This is a genomic window from Gammaproteobacteria bacterium (assembly GCA_016716465.1).
Lineage (GTDB): Bacteria > Pseudomonadota > Gammaproteobacteria > SZUA-140 > SZUA-140 > JADJWH01.
Genome location: JADJWH010000004.1, coordinates 451,886 through 470,083 on the forward strand (window position 1 = coordinate 451,886; position 18,198 = coordinate 470,083).

12 protein-coding genes and 1 tRNA gene are annotated in these 18,198 nt (G+C 61.5%); 4 read left to right on the forward strand and 9 right to left on the reverse strand.

Annotated features, from left to right (window positions below; translation table 11 throughout):
• Window positions 1-9 precede the first annotated feature (9 nt).
• From IPM20_09825 to IPM20_09835, 3 genes are all read right to left on the reverse strand, one after another.
• A complete protein-coding gene (locus IPM20_09825) occupies window positions 10-711 on the reverse strand; it encodes an outer membrane beta-barrel domain-containing protein (GenBank protein ID MBK9131914.1) in 702 nt (233 codons plus the stop codon).
• A complete protein-coding gene (locus IPM20_09830; GenBank protein ID MBK9131915.1) occupies window positions 681-1,472 on the reverse strand; it encodes an SH3 domain-containing protein in 792 nt (263 codons plus the stop codon). Before IPM20_09830 ends, IPM20_09825 begins: the two co-directional genes overlap by 31 nt.
• Before the next feature lie 118 nt (window positions 1,473-1,590).
• Entirely contained in the window at window positions 1,591-4,212 is a 2,622-nt protein-coding gene (locus tag IPM20_09835) for a hypothetical protein (protein ID MBK9131916.1), read from the reverse strand.
• Between the two features lie 544 nt (window positions 4,213-4,756).
• On the opposite strand from IPM20_09835, the gene IPM20_09840 reads away from it, so the two are divergent.
• The 4 genes from IPM20_09840 (at window position 4,757) to IPM20_09855 (ending at window position 11,101) form a co-directional block, all read left to right on the forward strand.
• Entirely contained in the window at window positions 4,757-5,938 is a 1,182-nt protein-coding gene (locus tag IPM20_09840; protein MBK9131917.1) for a hypothetical protein, read from the forward strand.
• Window positions 5,939-6,075: 137 nt separating this feature from the next.
• On the forward strand, window positions 6,076-8,511 hold the full coding sequence (locus IPM20_09845; GenBank protein ID MBK9131918.1) for a LamG domain-containing protein: 2,436 nt from the start codon (window positions 6,076-6,078) through the stop codon (window positions 8,509-8,511).
• 111 nt (window positions 8,512-8,622) lie between these two features.
• Window positions 8,623-10,212, forward strand: coding sequence for a general secretion pathway protein GspF (locus tag IPM20_09850; GenBank protein ID MBK9131919.1), 1,590 nt, complete (start codon window positions 8,623-8,625; stop codon window positions 10,210-10,212).
• 166 nt (window positions 10,213-10,378) lie between these two features.
• Window positions 10,379-11,101 (forward strand): HPP family protein, encoded by a 723-nt coding sequence (locus IPM20_09855; GenBank protein ID MBK9131920.1) that lies wholly within the window; start codon window positions 10,379-10,381, stop codon window positions 11,099-11,101.
• Window positions 11,102-11,154: 53 nt separating this feature from the next.
• Here the strand turns inward: IPM20_09855 and IPM20_09860 are convergent.
• The 6 genes from IPM20_09860 to IPM20_09885 form a co-directional block, all read right to left on the reverse strand.
• Window positions 11,155-11,231: transfer RNA gene (locus IPM20_09860), tRNA-Arg, on the reverse strand.
• A gap of 185 nt (window positions 11,232-11,416) precedes the next feature.
• Window positions 11,417-13,816 carry a sucrose synthase gene (locus IPM20_09865; GenBank protein MBK9131921.1) on the reverse strand — a complete coding sequence of 800 codons (2,400 nt, stop codon included), beginning with the start codon at window positions 13,814-13,816 and terminating at the stop codon, window positions 11,417-11,419.
• A gap of 26 nt (window positions 13,817-13,842) precedes the next feature.
• Window positions 13,843-16,023 (reverse strand): HAD-IIB family hydrolase, encoded by a 2,181-nt coding sequence (locus IPM20_09870; protein ID MBK9131922.1) that lies wholly within the window; start codon window positions 16,021-16,023, stop codon window positions 13,843-13,845.
• Complete coding sequence (locus IPM20_09875; protein MBK9131923.1) at window positions 16,020-16,955, reverse strand: carbohydrate kinase; 936 nt, start codon at window positions 16,953-16,955, stop codon at window positions 16,020-16,022. Before IPM20_09875 ends, IPM20_09870 begins: the two co-directional genes overlap by 4 nt.
• 128 nt (window positions 16,956-17,083) lie before the next feature.
• A complete protein-coding gene (locus IPM20_09880) occupies window positions 17,084-17,344 on the reverse strand; it encodes a hypothetical protein (GenBank protein MBK9131924.1) in 261 nt (86 codons plus the stop codon).
• 47 nt (window positions 17,345-17,391) lie between these two features.
• The gene (locus IPM20_09885; protein ID MBK9131925.1) at window positions 17,392-17,934 is read right to left on the reverse strand and encodes a MarR family transcriptional regulator; all 543 of its coding nucleotides are present in this window, start codon (window positions 17,932-17,934) and stop codon (window positions 17,392-17,394) included.
• Between the last annotated feature and the right edge of the window lie 264 nt (window positions 17,935-18,198).

Below are 18,198 nucleotides of genomic sequence, written 5' to 3' on the forward strand. Positions count from 1 at the left end.
CACCTCGCGTCAGAAAAATACGGTCGCCCCGGCATGGATTTCGATATTGTGCGCGGTCTTGTCCTCGCCCAGCACATCGATGTCGAACATGTGGTCGCGTACGTCCGCATGCAATGCCAGCCAGTCATTCAGCAGCAGGCGGTAACCTGCGCCGAAATTCCAGGTAAAGCGATTGTCCCCGGCAAACTCCGTCGCCCCGATGCCGCCGATGAGATACATGTCGGAGCTGAATGCGCGACTGCTGCCGATGAATGATTCGCCCGGGAGCAGGTTGTAACCGAGCGAGAGATTGTAATAGCTGTACTCCCGTTCATCATCCGTCAATACAGTGACGGCACCGCCCAGTCGCTCATAACTGGTGAGGCCGGCGTCCGTCATGCCGTATGCGGTCTCGACAAAAATATCCTCGGTCACGTGATAGGCGAGTCGTATTCCGAACACGCTGTTGGTGCCGAAATCCTCCACACTCATCACCCCGGCAAAGAGACCGATCTCGAAATCCTCGGTATCGATCCTGTTTTCCTTGACCGCGCGCCGATCGAGCTGCGGCTGCACGACCGGCTCGGCACCTACGATGTCGCCCTCGGGTGCCTGCGCCTGCGCGCCACCGGCGACCAGGATGGCCGCCAAACCAATCGCCCCGCGCCCAGCGCCACACGGTCCGGCCATAGCGACGCGACTCAGAAAAACACCCCAAATCCGATTTTCCATTCGTCGATTTCCTCGTTATCGTCCCGGCTGGTGAAAACCACGTGGCTGCGGTATTCCATACGCAACATGAAGCGCCTCGACAGATAGGTGCGCAGGCCGATGCCGACATGGCTCATGCGGTCGTTGCGATCCTGGGCCTGCACCAGCACCGTGCGTGGATTGGTGTCGATGACACCCGTACCGAGCGCAAAGAACGGGGAGAAGCGCCAGTCCGGAAACGGCTGCGCCAGCAGGTCCACCCCGAACAGGAGGCTCTCGGAAAACTCGCCCAGCACCTGGGTCAAGGACAATTCGGCGGACAGGCCTTCCGTCAGCGCATAGGCGCCATAAACGGAGATCTCATTCGCCCCGTCGAAGTCGCCGCCCATGACGCCCGCCTCCCAGCGGCGACGGGCATAGTCATCGACCGTCGCCTCCTGCACGCGCACCTGTTCTCCCGACGGGTCAAGTGTGCGCTCGAGCTGGGTGCGGTCCACCCAGCCTTCGATGTCCCTGTCCGTGCGCACCTTGAACCAGCTGGTCTTGCGTTTCAGCAGCGTGATCGTCGTGCCGCGCTCTTCCACGTGAAAGATCGGATAACCGCGTCCAGGTCCGGTGTGCATTTCGATATAGGGATCGGCGATCTCGACTGTCTGGGGCACCTCATCCGCTCCCCATGCCGTTCCCCACAGCAAGGCGGACAGCATCATCAGGCAGCCGGCCCGGACAAATCGCGCGCTTTCCCGCGCCGCTTCACTGCATTTTTCCCTGACGAAATCCATGCTCCATCCTGGCCTTAACACAAACGGCAAGGGTATCCCCCGCCTCCACCGAGGTTATCGACCGTACCCCGGCCGTCCTGACTCTCAAAACGGGGGATGCTTGTCTCGCCAGCCGCGCTCAGGGCGGTGGCACGTCGAACGGATTGTTATAGTACTGAGCCCCTATGTCCAGCCATTCCGCGATCAATTTCAGCTCTGCCGGATCGAGGAAACCGGCGTGGCTGCCGCCGGCGTCGAACAAATCGAAGAATGCAGTGCTCGCCCGTGCCCCGGCGGTCGACATTGTCGGATTGACCCCGACGGTCACCAGCACCGGAATCGGATTGCCGTCGCCGTCCAGGATCGGGTCGCCGTTGGCATCCGTCTCGAACAGGGGATTTCCCATGCCATCAGTCGCCTGCACCTGGACATCGACCAGCACACCCGCCACGAGCTCCTGCTCGTTATCCGGAAAGAGCAACTCCCGATAGGATTTGAAGTGATCGGGTTCGGCGTCGGACGGACCGTCGCCGAGATCAAGCTGAGCCGCCGGCACCTGGGGGTTGTTCATAGCATCGAGCGTGCCGTGGCAGGCGCTGCAGGTATTCGCGCCGCGGTCCCGTCCCCACAGGGGATGAATGTGATCCTCATAGTTGATGATGATACGGCACAGGCTGTTCCAGGCAGTCTGGCATTCCGTGCTCACCGGTGCGGGAGTGGCGAGATCGGCATAGCGCCAGGCAAAGCTGGTGTCCTTCGCGCGACCGGCGGCGGTCTCGTCCGTCCACACATCGTCATAGATGATGTCCATGCTGGGCTGCAGTGCCGCGACATCGATGCGTGTACGGGTCTGCGCCATGGTCTCGGCGAAATCGGTGAAAAGCGCGGACTCGGTATTCGGGAACGGCACGCCCGTTGAAGTGGCTCCGGCATAAATCGATGCCGGTCCCTGCGCATGTCCGTGCCCCGCCTCGCTGGCCGGGCTGTGACAGCCGTTGCACGTCACTGTTTCCCCCGGACGAACCTGGATCCAGTACTGGTGACGCGCACCAATGCGACGGCCGTCGCCATCGAGGACGCTGAGCGCGAGCGGAACGTTCGCCGGCACCTTGATCTTGACCGAGCCGTCCGGCTCGATCGGCGCATAGGCGACGATCTCGCGCATCCGCTGCTGGGTGCTGCGCCCGAAGGCCGTGTTGGGTATCTCCCTGACGTCTTCATCGGGGATGCCGACGGCCTTCACGACGCGCAGGAAACGCGCCGGCCGGTCGGCCGCCAGGGTCTGCGCCGGATCGGCCACTGCCGCGATGCTGGCCGCGCCCGAGCCGAGGTTGTTGAAGACGCCGTCGAAATCGTACACCGTACGGATATCGATCACGCCGGCACCTTCATCTGCCAGCGTGCCGTCGAGATCCACCCCGGTCTGCTTGTCGAGCAGGATGTCCGGCAGGGCACGTGACTGCATGGCGACGACCTCGGTGTACATAACCCCTTCCTCCGGCCGCGTCAGCGGGCGCAGGGTATCGTTATCCATGTCCAGCACATAAATGCCATACAGTGGCGGCGCCTCCTCGGCTTCAGGATCGGCGAGACGCTCATCGGTGCACGGCACGATCACTTCATCCTCGAGCAGCCGGCACAGCGTCCAGCTCACCAGGGCGCGATTGGTCCCGTCCCAGAGCGGATAGGCGGCGCTGAAATACCCCCCCGGGGACGGCTCGCCGTCGGTACGTATCTGACTCGCGGCGATCGAGACCTGGCCCGGGCCCGTGAGGATACCCTGGCTCGCGATCACCGGTTGCTCGTTGTCGATGTAGTTGTCGATATCCACCAGTACGATGTCGCCGCCCCCACGAGTGCCGGTAAAGGGTTTCAGCAGACTCATGATCCGGCCGTCGCGCGTCGGTCGCGGGGCGAGAAACTGCACCGTCGCGCCGTTGGTGCCCGTGTCATGGCTGTGCACGCCGTAAAAGGGCTGCAATTCGGTGCCATCAGGGCGGACCCGGTACAGGCTGACGGCGTTGCGTCCGCCCATGTGATCCCAGCGGCTAAACACAATCTCGCCGCTGTCCAGCACGGCTGGATCCAGATCGTGGCTCTGATTGAAAGAGATCTGATGGATGTCGCTGCCGTCGGCGTTCATGACATGCAGCACTGCCGCCGGGTCGTCCAGATCCTCGTCAAGCGCGGCGAACTGCGGCTTGCCTTCGTCGAGCAGGAGGGCGCTCGCCTGACGCTGGCGCGTGGAAGAAAACACGATACGTCCGTCCGGCAGGTAATGCGGCGCCACGTCCTGTCCGGCTTCGGCGACGGTGTCCGAGGCGATGACGCGGCGCAGGGTATCGGTGGCGAACTCGTACTCCCAGATATTCCAGGTCGGCTGGTCCTCGGGATCGGCGCCCTCAATCTCCGGGAGCCGCAAGGCGAAGATCAGTCTGGCGCCGTCGAAGGAGGCCTCGACATCCTTGACATCGCCCGCGCCGCCGGTAACCCTCAGGGTCACGTTGCGGTCGCTGGCCCCGGGCGCGGCGAGATCGCGCACATAGAGATCCGCGCCGGCGTTGAATTCGAGTGGATTGCGCACATCGACCTGATCCATCGCCTCGACGTCCACGCTCCGCTTGACGTAGGCGATCGGAAAATTTTCCACTGCCACCCCGCCGCCCAGGCCACCGTCACCACCACCGCAGGCACCGAGCGCCAGCATGGCCAGACCGGGCATCCACCGCAGCCGCTGTCGGAAAAGCTCGTGCAATAGCATCGTTTCGCCCTGCCGTCCGCCCTCACCGCAGCGAAGGGCAGACCCTAGAATCATTCGTAGAGAGACTTGTTGTTACTACCATTTTTCCGCAACCGCACTGCTATATCGGCGCTTCTATCCATGCGGTCGAGCGCCCTGTATTACTAAAAGGTATATCTGTGACACGCATCATGATGCCCGGGCGCCGCACCGGCATGGCGCCATTATCCATCCCCCGCCCTGCGCTATTTGAGATGGCGCTCGCAATCTCTCACAGGTATTTCCAGTAGATTGGCGGCGTGGGAGCAAAATTCGGCGGGAACGTTATCCCGTCTGTTGGACGTGTCAAACGGAGCGGGCGGTTCCATCCAACAAACCGACGGGGGAATCGAGCCCTGAAATGGCGCTGGAGGAACCCCTCTGGTCGGGACCATTCATTGCCAGAGGGAGCGTGACCTGCTCCACAACATGGAATCGACACGGTGCGGCGGAGATTTTCCGCGCCGATAACCAACTCGAAATGAAATCTGGCGGGAATAATTTTATGAATTGTTTCAATCGGGTAATGACCAGAAAGACGCTCGGGGCCCTGCTCGTGTGCAGCCTCTTCGCGGTCGCCGTCAACAATGCCAGCGCCGGACCCCGCGAACAGGCCAAACGGATGCATGACCGCATCGCGGGTGTTCCGCCCAGCGCGGCGGTACTGGACGCGATGGAGACCGACATCGCGGGCGGCGATGCGATCAGTGCGGCTGAGCTGGCAATGGAAAACGGCGCTTTCTACAACGTGACGCTGAAGAATTTCGCCACCCCGTGGACTAACGAAGAGCAGACTGTCTTCGCCTCGCTCAACGATTACACCGCCACGGTTATCGGAATGATTCGCGACGATGTCCCGTTCAACTCGGTGCTGTCCGCGGATCTGCTATATATCGGCAGCGGAGGCGGCCTGCCCGCCTACTCGATGACCAACAACAATCATTACGAAGCGCTGGAAAATCAGGGTGCCGACCTGAAAACCCGCCTGGTCGCGACCACGCAATCGGCCCAGACCAGCCTGCCTGGCGCCGCCACCGCAGGTATCATGACCACGCGTGCTGGCGCACAGGCCTTCTTCAGCGGCGGGACCAACCGGGCCATGTTTCGTTTCACGCTGATGAACCACCTGTGCACCGATCTGGAACCCATCAAGGACACCACCCGCCCGCCGGACCGCATCCGCCAGGATGTCTCGCGCAGTCCGGGCGGAGACAGCCGTATCTTCCTGAATGCCTGCGTCGGCTGCCATTCGGGGATGGATCCGATGGCCCAGGCCTTCGCCTATTACGACTATAACGAGACCACGGGCAGCATCGAGTACAACGGTACCGGCGTCGCCGACCCAGACACCGGCACGCGGGTACAGGGCAAATACCTGATCAACAGCGACAATTTCAAATACGGTTATGTCACCACCGACGACCACTGGGACAACTATTGGCGTAATGGTCCCAATGCCGCGCTCGGCTGGAGCAGCAGTCTTCCCGGCAGCGGCAGCGGAGCCAAATCGCTGGGCGCGGAACTGGCCGGCAGCGAGGCCTTCGCGCGCTGCCAGGCAAAAAAGGTGTTCAAAACCATCTGCCTGCGTTCGCCGGTGGACTCCGCCGACCGCAGCCAGATCGATTCCATGACGACCTCGTTCAAGGCGAACAACTACAACATGAAACGGATCTTCGCCGAGGCCGCCGTCTACTGCATGGGTGACTGATCGTGAACAGCTATATCGCCTACCAATATCTGCGCTCGACATCCGGGAAGAAATTCGCGCTGTGCGGGCTTCCGCGCCAGGCCGGTGGTATCGCGCGCCTTGTGCGCCAGCACTTCAGGTGGCTCAACGCCTTCGTCATGCTCGTGATTGCCTTGATCCTCACGGCATGCGGAGGGGGCGCCTCCACGGAGACCAACCCGGTGACGAGCAATACCGTCACCGGCGCGTACAGCGGTCCGGCGCCGGCAACGACCGACGTGCAGTCATTCAAGCTGAACGTATGGGACAACCTGAGCGCCAGCAACCGCTGCGGCGGCTGCCATGGTACGGATGGACAGACCCCGATGTTTGCGCGGCAGGACGACGTCAATCTGGCTTATGCAGAAGCAAACACAGTAGTGAATCTGGTGAATCCCGCCAGTTCCCGACTCGTGACCAAGGTGGCGGGTGGGCACAACTGCTGGCTTGCGAGTGACAGCGCCTGCGGCGAGGTGATCACGGCATATATCGAGGCCTGGGCGGGTGATTCCGTGTCCAGTACGCGCCAGATCACCTTGACTCCGCCGCCGATCAAGGAGCCCGGCGAGAGCAAGAGCTTCCCGGACGATCCCGGCGCGTTCGCCTCCACCGTGCATCCGCTACTGATCGCGCACTGCGCCGGCTGCCATGTCGATTCCTCACCCACCGCACAGGCGCCCTACTTCGCGGTCAACGATGCCGCGGCGGCGTACGAAGCGGCCAAGACCAAGATCAACCTCGACTCGCCCGCCGACTCCCGTCTGGTCGTGCGCCTGCGCGAGGAATTCCATAACTGCTGGAGCGTATGCGAGAACGACGCCGCCACGATGGAAGCCGCCATCCATGATCTGGCGGATCCGATCGATCCGGACGGCGTGGATCCCTCGCTGATCCTGAGCAAGGCCCTCAAGATCACCGATGGGGTCATCGCCAGCGGCGGCAGCCGGCACGAATCGAACGCGATCGCGCTGTACGAATTCAAGACCGGCGAAGGCAACATCGCCTATGACACCAGCGGCGTCGAACCTGCGCTCAACCTGACCCTGAGCGGGGATTACGGCTGGGTCGGCGGCTGGGGCGTCGAATTCACGACGGGTAAGGCCCAAGGGTCGACCGCCGCCAGCAAGAAGCTGCACGACATGATTCAGCAGACCGGCGAGTACTCGATCGAGGCCTGGGTTGTCCCCGGCAATGTCACCCAGGAAGGTCCGGCCCGTATCATCAGCTATTCGGCCGGGACCCAGGCGCGCAACTTCACGCTTGGCCAGACCCAGTACAACTATGATTTCCTGCACCGCAGCAGCACCACGGATGGCAACGGCGAACCCGCGTTGTCCACGGCGGACGCCGACGAGGACCTGCAGGCGACCCAGCAGCACGTGGTCGTGACCTTCGACCCCGCCAATGGCCGCCGGATCTACGTCAATGGCGAGTTCACGGACGATGTCGATGGAGTTGCCGGTGGCAACCTGTCCGACTGGGATGACAGCTTCGCCTTCGTGCTCGGCAACGAGGCAAGCGGCGACCGTCCCTTCGCAGGCAAGCTGCGCCTCGTGGCGATACACAACCGCGCGCTCACACCGGAGCAGGTCCGGCAGAATTTCCAGGTCGGCGTCGGCGAGAAGTTCTTCCTGCTGTTCAGCGTGAGTGATCTGGTCAACGTTCCCGACAGCTATATCATGTTCGAGGTCAGCCAGTTCGACAGCTACAGCTACCTGTTCAACCACCCGGTGTTCATCAGCCTGGATGAAAATGCCCAGCCGGACGGCATCACCATCGCCGGCATGCGCATCGGTATCAACGGCAAGGAGGCTACCGTCGGCCAGGCCTATCGCAACATGACCGAGGTGATTTCCAGCAACCAGTACACGCCGTCCGGTCAGGTCCTGTCCGACCTCGGCACAGTGATCGCGCTCGAACGGGGTCCCGAGGAGGATGAATTCTTCCTGAGCTTCGAGGTGCTTGGCAGCCACACCAATGTCGTCACCGAACCGGCGCCGCTGCAGCTGCCCGATCCGGCGGATTCCGATCCGGTCTCCGACATCGGACTGCGCACCTTCGAAGAGATCAGCCACACCATGGCGGCCGTGACCCGTGTCAGCCCGACGCAAAGCGACGTCGCCGGCACCTTCGCAACGGTCAAGCAACAGCTGCCGACGGTAGAAAATATCGAGGGTTTCCTGTCGGCGCATCAGATGGCGGTATCGCAGCTTGCGATCCAGTATTGCGGCGCCCTGGTCGACAATCAGGGGACGGTGAACCGTACGGTTTACTTCCCAGGCTTCAACTTCGGCGCGACTGCAGCTACAGCGTTCGACAATTCCACCAAGCGCAATCAGGTCCTGGACCCGCTGCTGGACGAGATTATGGGAACCGGTCTCGCGAGCCAGCCTGATACTGCCGACATCAAGGGTGAGCTGAACGACTTGATGGACCGCCTCACCGCCTGCGCCACCGGCGGCAGCCCGACCTGCAATACCTCCGGGCGCACTGCCGATATCGTCAAGGCGAGCTGCGCGGCCGTGCTGGGCAGCGCGGTCATGCTGGTGCAATAAGGTCGGTGGGGCACACTCCATGATTATTCGGATTTTGACCACGAACGGGCACGCGGCGGGAAGGATCGACCTGCTTTGGAACGTGTCGCGTTATCTATCGAGGATGTAACCATGGCCAGACAACGCAAACACTTAGGGCTGGATGAACCGCTGCGCCACCCCGATCACAGGCGTCCGATGACGCGGCGTGACTTTATCGCGCAGGGATTCCGTGCCGGACTCGGTGTGGCCCTCGGCGGCTCGATCTTCAGCCTGTTCGCCGACCCGCGGGCCGCCTATGCCGCGCTGTCATCCGACCTCGAAACACTGAAGGCCTCCTGCGGCATCGCGACCCAGGGTGCGGGCAAGATCCCGTTCATCTGCTTCGATCTTGCGGGTGGCGCCAATATCGCCGGCTCCAACGTGCTGGTCGGCAAGCAGGGGGGGCAGCTCGACTTCCTCACCACCCAGGGCTACAGCAAGCTCGGCATCCCGGGGGACATGACGCCTCCGCTCGTTAATCCCGGGACCAATACCAACGATTTCATCAACAGCGACCTGGGACTGGCCTTTCATTCCGACAGCGCGTTCCTGCGCGGTATCCTCGAGAAAGCTGCCACGCGCGCCGCGAACATCAATGGCGCGGTAATCCCGGCGCTGTCCGATAACGATACCGGTAATAATCCGCATAATCCGATGTATGGCATATACAAGGCCGGCTCGGACGGCAGCCTGGTGACGCTGATCGGCTCACAGAACTCCGACTCCGGCGGCAACTCCATGGCACCGGCGATGTTGATCGATGCCTCCGTCCGCCCCACCAAGGTTGATCGCACCTCCGACGTCACCGGTCTGGTCGATACCGGAGACCTGACCAGTATCCTGAGCCAGTCCGACGCGGTTGCGGTGATGGAATCGATCGAACGCATCAGCGAGATGAAACTGGCCAAGGTTAACACCCAGCTGGCCACTGACATTACGATCAAGGATCTCGTTACCTGTGGCTATGTGAAAACCGCCGACCTGGCTGACCGTTTCGGCAATCCTTCCTCACTCAATCCGGAACTTGATCCCGATATCGTCGGCCCAACCGGCATCTTCAGCCAGGCCGAGTTCAACAGCGACGGCGAATTCCGCAAGACCGCCGCGGTGATGAAAATGGTCATCAACGGTTATGCTGGCGCCGGCACCATCACGATGGGCGGCTTCGATTATCATACGGGTGACCGCTCCACCGGGGAACTGCGCGACCTGAGGGCTGGTCGCTGCATGGGCGCCTGTCTGGAATACGCCGCCCGCGTTGGCGTGCCCTTGATGCTTTATGTATTCAGCGACGGCTCGCTCGCGAGCAATGGCACGATCGACAACTCGACCGATGGCCGCGGCAAGGGTGTCTGGACCGGAGACAATTCCTCGACGGCGGCCTCATTCTTCCTGGTCTACAACCCGAACGGCCGCGCGACCTTGATGGGTGGTACAAGCGACGAGCAGGCGCGTCACCAACAGCTCGGCTATTTCCGTCCCGACGCCTCGGTGGAAAGCGCGTCCAGCCCCGCGGCCAACAACGTCAACCTTCTGGTCAACACCGTCATACTTAACTATATGGCGCTGCACGGCGAACAGGGGACCTTCACTACACTGTTCCCCAATCATGGACTGGGCAGTTCCACCTCGATCGATCGACTGACGGCCTTCCAGCCCATCGTCAGCGGTACCATTTAGACATCCCCAACCCCATCACGCGCTTACACCGCGCGATGGGGTTTCATTATATTTCCTTCAATTACACGATAGACGCCGCGTTGACGACACCACTCAATAAATGTATTTTATATGCACCATTCAGGGCGCACGGTGCCTGGGGCGCGCCGAAAACGTACATTATCCGATGTTTTCCCTGCTCAAATCGCACATCGACCCGCTTTCTCTGAAGGAAAAGGGCCTGAACGCCCTCGCCGCCTGTCTGGTCATCATGACACTGGGCTTCGTACTCCACCTTCTTCCATATGAGAAGCAGCATCTACCATTGCTAGCCTCCATGGGCGCCTCCGCATTCCTGCTATTCGTGGTGCCGCACAGCCCGATGGCACAACCCGGTCAGGTGTTCATCGGTCAGTTGGCCTCCGCCGTCGTCGGCCTTGCCTGCGCGCATTCGATTGACAACACGATCATCGCGGGTGCGTGCAGCGTCGGAGGTGCTGTGCTGGCCATGGAACTCCTGCGCAGCCTGCATCCACCGGGTACAGCGACGGCGCTCGCGGTCGGCATGAGCGGCGCTCAATTCCACGACGCAATCTGGCCATTCCTCGCTTACGCCGTGCTGGGGAATGTCCTGCTGCTGCTGGCCCTGGCCTATCTGATCAACAATCTGCTGCTCGGTAGACGCTATCCAACGGGCAAGAGCCATCATCCCCATCATGAAGAGTTTGACAACACCGACAAGAGCGGCCTGCCGCAGTTGTCCGAGCTCGATATCGAATGGGCACTCAGCAAGATGGACGGTGTCGTCGACGTGAGTAAAGAAGATCTGATTGACATCTACGAACTTGCGGCGGAGCATGCACTAGCCGGGCGCCCGCCCCAGCGAGCCACCACGCCTGGGAATTCCTGAACAAGATCAAACGGAAATTTCCCCAGAGATGTTATTTAAATCCATCTCGTTTATGGCGCGCCCTAGAGGATTCGAACCTCTGACCTTTGGAATCGGAATCCAACGCTCTATCCAACTGAGCTAAGGGCGCATGGGGGATCTGCCGGAACGGCAGGCTGACAATGTACGTGAATCCAAGGATTAACGTGGGGCACAGGATATGACAGGCGGGGCGGCAAATCAACCTGAGACAGATGCGGGGCCCATGCCGTCATAGGAAATTCAAGGACTTACTTTCCAGACCACACCGGCAGGATTTGCGCAGGTGCGGCCGCATCAACCGGGCGGCTGCACCTGCCTGGCGAGGCGCCGGAACTCCAGTCCGTAGAACATCTCGAGGTAGCGTCGCGTCTCGTCGCGCTCGAGGTTGGTGACGTATTTCCAGAAGCCGTAGATCCGGGAGAGGGTCATCATGCGCTCGGCATACAGGGACCAGGTGTAGTGGCGGCGAACGCGCTCGAGCGCATGCTGCGAGATATGCCCCCAGTATCCAGGCTCGGCCTTCGCGCGGGCGAGAAATTCCACGATGATCTCCGCGGAACGCTCGCCGTGGTTGGGGTCGATGTGGAAGCCCGAGATGCCATCCTGGATGATCTCGAGTGGACCGCCGTAACGGGTGGCGAAGGTGGGCAAGCCCGTGCTCATCGCCTCGATGACGGTGAGGCCGAAGGCTTCGAACAGCGCCGGCTGCACGAAGACGCCGCGGGTATCGGCCACGCGGCGGTAAAGCTCCCCAGCGAGGTTCTTCTCAAGCTGGACCCCGAGCCAGCGCGCCTCGCCGTCCAGTCCGTAGCGATCGAACAGCTCGTGCATGTGCGCGATCTGCTCCTGCTCCTCACGATCGGCGGAACGCCCGGCGTCGACGTGGCCGGCGATGATGAGCAGGTTGGACGACGCGCGCAATGCCTCGTTCGCGCCATACCATTTAACCAGGCCAGTGATGTTCTTGATACGATCGAGGCGGGCCATCGAGAAAAGCAGCGGCTTGTCGTGATCGCGCAGAACGCCGCGCGCATCCGGGCGCGGCTCGACTCCATATATCAAGGCATCGATCTCTTCACGCAGACCGTGCAGGCGCCGCGCCGTGTCGTCGTAGGGGAAGTACACCTCGGCGTTCGCTCCGGGTGAAACGATATTGAACTTCGGGTCGAACATGTCGACGCCGTTTACCACACGGTATAAGCCCGGCAGTGTGTAGGCGCCGTAGCTCTCGTACTGACCCACGCTATCGTCGTTGCCGGCGATCTCCTGATAAGTGCTGGTGATGATGAAATCGGCGGCATTCATCGCGATCAGGTCGGCGGTGAACTGGCATGCGAAATGGTATTGGGCGTCGTTCGCACGCCAATAGAGATCGGACATCAGGTACTTCGGCTTTTCGAGTGCGTGCGCAATGTTGCACTGCGTGACTCGAAGTCGGTGCGCGAGCAGGGTTGCGACCAGATTGCCGTCCGAATAATTCCCGATGATGAGATCGGGGCGCCCGGAAAGCTCGCCCAGCACCTCCTTTTCGACGTCGACGGAAAACCGCTCAAGATACGGCCACACTTCGAAGCGCGAGATCCAGTGCGGCACGACATCGCCCTCGGGATTACGGAACGGGACGCGCAGGATCCGCGCATGCTCGGTGCCTATGACCGGCTCAATGCGCTGATCACAAGTCGTCCCACGTGCATCCGGAATCAGGCGCGTCACTACCAGGATCCGCGGTTCGATATCGAGCCCCTGTTCGGCCAGACGCCTGCGCATCTCCGTTTCCAGCGCACGCACCTGATCCAGGATGTAGACCACCTGACCGCCGGTATCTGGCAGACCGAGCACGTTTGCCTGCGCGAAATATCCGTGCGGCGTCAGGATCACCAGATTGAATATCATTGGGATGCTGCCGAGAAATCGCTCGAGATTTCCGGGGTCGGGCGCCTCCAGGATATCGGTCAGCAGGGACAGCATGTAACGCATGCGCTGCACGGTGCGTCCCCACCCTGGCTCAAAACCGAGTTCCTGCAGCGCGTGCGCCACCTCCGACCATTCCGCATCCTGCGGCTGGCGCGCCAGATATGCCTCGGCCTGGCGCAACACCCGGCGCAGATCGGTCACGGTGCGGATACGATCGTTGAGCATGAGCTGCCGGCCCTGGATCTGGTGCACGGCGAGGAAACCGAGAAGACTCTGATTGCCCTCACCGCCCTTCTGGAACAACTCGCTTGACAGGCGACGGTTGAGAAACTCGACGCCGCGCCCGATCGAACGCGATTCGCGCAGGCGGGGAAATTCACGGTTGAATGGCTCAATGTCGAACTCGAGCGCCCACCACGGCTCTTCCAGCCCGACGCCATTCACCAGCCGCTCCTTGAAGGCGAGGAAATCACCCACGGCGACTTCGGTGGTGTGGAGAGACTCGGCGTGGATGCGATAATACTGCCAGCCGGCGATCTGGGGCCTCAGAGCGAGATAGACCCATGCCCCGTCAACGGCAACCTCCTGTACCGAGCGCATCGCCTCGTGAAGGGGCGACTGCTCGAAGCCTAGCGCGGGATGTTCATCGCACAGGGCGCTGCATTCATCGAGCACTTCGGAGCGCAGCAGAAAGGGCCTTCCGTGCGCGAAGAGGCGGCGCAGCAACAGCAGCGCCGCCTCGCGCTGCCCCTTCACGAAACTGTCGAGCATGGCTTCCATGATCTGGTCCCTGGCCGTTTTACGTCTTATTCATCCGCCATGCTCTCCGCCAGCGTGTGTGGATGCGATTCGCGCAGGCGGCCGAGAAAATCATAATATTCGATCCCTTCGATGATGCCCCATGCATGATGCCCATTGGCGAAATATACGCGATCATGACCGCGCAGGCGATTGAGTTCCGCGCTGTGGTTTCCGACTACGACACCGAGCGTCGTGCCTGACAGCATCTCCTCGTCGTTTCCGGAATCTCCCGCCGCCAGGATATGATTAAACGGTATGCCCCATTTGTCGGCAAAATAGCGCACTGCCGCGCCCTTGGACGCGCGCACCGGGAGCAGATCGAGAAAGGCCTGATGCGAATAGATGATGTTGACATGGACGTCATGCCTGCGCAGATGGCGGGTCAGCTCGCGCATGCTCGGTGCCAGCTCGGGATCGAGGTAATAGCTGATCTTGTACTGTCTCTGTTCCTCTCTCGGCTGCACCCTGAGTCCGGGAATATCCTTCAACACCTCGCGTACCCGCTCCGGCTCCCACAAATAATCGATGTGGCGGAACCAGCTGTCATCCTCAACCTGCCTCGGGCCGTAATGGATCTCGCTGCCGGCGGCGGTGATGAAGAAATCGGGACCCGGAACACCCCACTCACGCAGCACCTTTACCGCGCTGTCCAGCCTGCGCCCGGTAGCAATGCCAAAACCGATGCGTCCCGGCGCCGTATCAATCCGGCTCAGTAACTTCCCCAGCGCCGTGCGGTCGCCGATCAAAGTATTGTCGATATCGCACACCAGGATACGATCGCAAACCGGCAGCTTGCTTTTCAGTGAAGGGATGAAACGGCGCTTCGCGCGTTGCGAGTTCAGCACCTGTTCGATCTGTTTGAGGTATGTCGTCACGTGTCCCTCCCAGGAAAAATGGCGCTTCGCGCCCGCCACCCCGGCCTGTGACCAGCGCCGCCAACGGCGTCGGTTGCTCAGGGCCTCGAACAGCGCCTCACCAAGCCGCGCGGTGTCGAACGGATCGATCAGGAGACCGTTGCGACAGTATTTGACGATATCGCGCGGGCCTCCGTCCCGGGTTGCGACGATCGGCAGGCCGCTCGCCGCCGCCTCGAGCAGTGTGAGCCCGAATGGCTCCGTCAGTGCCGGATTGACGAAGACGCCGTGACTCTTCGCCGTCCAGCGATAGAGCTCGGGTACATCCTCGGGCCCATGCTGCTTGGGATATGCAACGTGTCCGTAGAGATCGTAACGGTCTATCAGGAACATGATTTCGCTGAGGACGCGGCGCGGACCTTTCTCCATGGCAAGAACGTCGTCGCGCGTCCCGGCGATCAACACCAGATTCGCGATCTCGCGCAATCCCGGAGTCTCTGCGTAGGCGCGTACCAGGCCGGCGAGGTTCTTGCGCGGGTCGGGGCGCGCCAGCGCCAGGATCATCGGCTTGGACGGATCACTCAGGAACCGTTCGACCTGGTGCTGAATCGGCGGGTGATAGGCGCCCGGCGCAGGCGGGTGAAAGCGCTCGAGGTCGATCCCCGGCGGTATCACCACCATGCGTTCGGGCCGGTAATTGTCGTAGGGACTGTACTGGACCTCGACCTCCTGTTGTGTGCTCGCCACCACGAATGCGGCGTTGTCGAGCGCGATGTCCTCGGCCTCGATGCGCTGGCTGAGGTGGTACTGGCCTTCGATCGTTTCGGGCCGCAATCCCTTTTCGAGGAGGCGCTCACGCTTGACGTGTCCGAGCGAGTGGCCGGTAAAGACCAGCGGCGCCTCGAGCAATCCTGAAAGCTGTGCCCCGACGTAACCGGCGTCGGCGTAATGAGCGTGTATCACGTCGGGAACACGGCGCACACGCCGGATGTGCTTGAGCGCCTGGTCGGCAAAGGTGTCCAGATGCGGCCACAATACTTCCTTGCGCAGATAGCGCCGCGGTCCACAGGCGAGACGTACGATGAAGGCATTGGGCGCGATCTGCTCCAGCGGGGCGGCGTAATCGGAGTCCACCTTCGGATCACGGATCTGGCGCGTAAGCAGGTCGACGCGGCCGACGGCTGGATGGCGTGCCAGCGATCGCATCAGCTCCAGCACATACTTGATTTGGCCACCAGTATCCGCATCGCGCCCGAGTTCCAGGTTGTGGCCACGGATCAGGCCATGCACGCTGATCAAGACGATATAGAGCTTGCGGTCATCTTCCGTCATGTTTCGGCGCTCCAGCGTTCGAGGAATCCACGGTAAGTCGCACGGTCTTGCGGTATCGCGCCACGTATGCCACAGATATAGGAGGAGAACGCCAGGGCGCGACCCAGCGTGAGATCCGGGGACCATCCGTGCATATGCCCCAGTATGGCGACGGCACTGAAGGCATCGCCTGCACCCACGGTATCCACCATCTCACCGACCGGGGTGGGCAGCCCGCGATATAATCTTTCGCCGGTAATAACCATGGCACCGCGCTCGCCGAGCGTCAGGATCAGATTCCCGATTCCGTATTGCTCACCCAGATTCCGTGCGATCTGTTCCAGGCCGTCCTCGTCCTCGGCGGTGCGGCCGGTCATCGTGCGCAGTTCGGTGTCGTTGAGTTTGATCCACGCCGCATCGCGCAGCAGACCTTCGACCCGGGCTCGCTTCCAGCCATCCGCCCGGAGATTGATGTCCAACCAGGCGGGACACGACAGAACGCGGCGCAACGCCTGCAGCGCCGCACTCGATTCCTCCATACGCAACGCGAGTGTGCCGTGGTAGATGAGGGCGATATCCGCGCCGACGCCGGCGCGCAGGGCTTCTGCCGCCACAATATGGTCGTAGGCACAATCGGCCAGGATATCGAAGCTGGGCTGCCCATGCTCCAGCCCGACGGTCACGAGACCGGTAGGATGATCCGGATCATGTTGCAAGCCCGCGAGATCCATGCCCCAATCCCGCATCGCCGCCTCGACTCGCGCGCCGCGTGGATCGCATCCGACGCGGCTGATCAGCAGTGGGTCGAGCTCGAAACCTCGCAAATGCCAGGCGACATTGAACGGGGCGCCGCCAAGGGCCTCCTGGCCGTCCGGAAAGGTATCGAACAATGCCTCGCCGAACACCAGCGGACGAGTCCCGCGATCGAGTGAGTCCTCGTGCTTTACCGTCACGTCCCTCCCTGTCCGCGGGCCTTCGCGTGGACAGTTGCCGTGGCTCGCCCGCCCTTGGTTTCAGATTTCCAGATGTTGCGGCGCTTCACTCGCGTCGGCACCTCAGCACGAAATGGATTCCTGTACATTCAGCCAGCGTTCGTATCGGGCTCGAAGAAAAAGTGTCCAGCCCCCAGCGCGGGCTTGAGGTCATCGAGCCAGGTGACTTCTGCGTAACTGGCGAAAGGGGGGTGCTGCACCCGGTCCTGGTTGCGTTCATGGACGAATCGCCGTATGAAAGCGCGCTCGCCTCGGATATCACTCACACGCTGGATCACGACCTTGCCCGGTCCGGCGCTCATGGACGGCCCGCGCGCGGTGCGCGTGCGAAGATCAGTCACTCTGGTCATGATCATCCAGCATTAAGATCGGGCCCCCGGAGCGGACGCCGGGGTTATCAAACCTTCGGATCGGATTCCGACAATGGTTGCAGCGCCGCGGAGATGTCCTTGATCCTCATCACCGCGAGCAGATCGGCGAGTCCGGCGCTGATCTGGTACAGCGATTGATCGGAGAGCCGGCCCAGGGCGTCGATCAGGGCACCTTGGGCAGGGCGCGGGGCCTGGGCCAGCAGTTCGGAACCGGCGGGGGTGACATAGAGGCGCACCACGCGCTGGTCGGGACCGCTGCGCTGCTTCCTGACCAGGCCTTTCTTGCGCAGTTTGTCGATCAGGTTGGAGGCCGTTGACGGGTGGATCGAAAGGGCCGTGCCAAGCTGGGCCAGATTCTGGCCCGGTTCGGCGAACAGTTCCCATAAGGCCCACAACTGGGTCGCGCTGACACCACACTGCTTTTCCACCCAGCGCGAGTGCGCCTGTACGGAGCGAAACACGATACGCAGGGTCTGCAGCACCTGCCGCGCCCGTTCTTCCCGGCTTTCGGACGCTGATGCCTTGCTCTCGCCCCGACCAGAATGCGGATTCTCATGGGGTTCACTCATGGTGAACCATTATATTTCAACAAAACTATTAGTGCCAAAATTATTAAATAATTACATTGATTACATCATATTAACAATCATATTGCCCTGATGGGATCGCAGATTTACCCATAATCCCACGGCTATGGCGGATAGGAAGAAACGCCACTTCATACTGTTGCATCTCAATGCATTGCCACAGACCGGTGAGACAACTGGGAATAGACGCTCTTCCATATAGATAGATAGAGAGTGGGCCTGGCACCACTGGCGGGAATAAAAAAA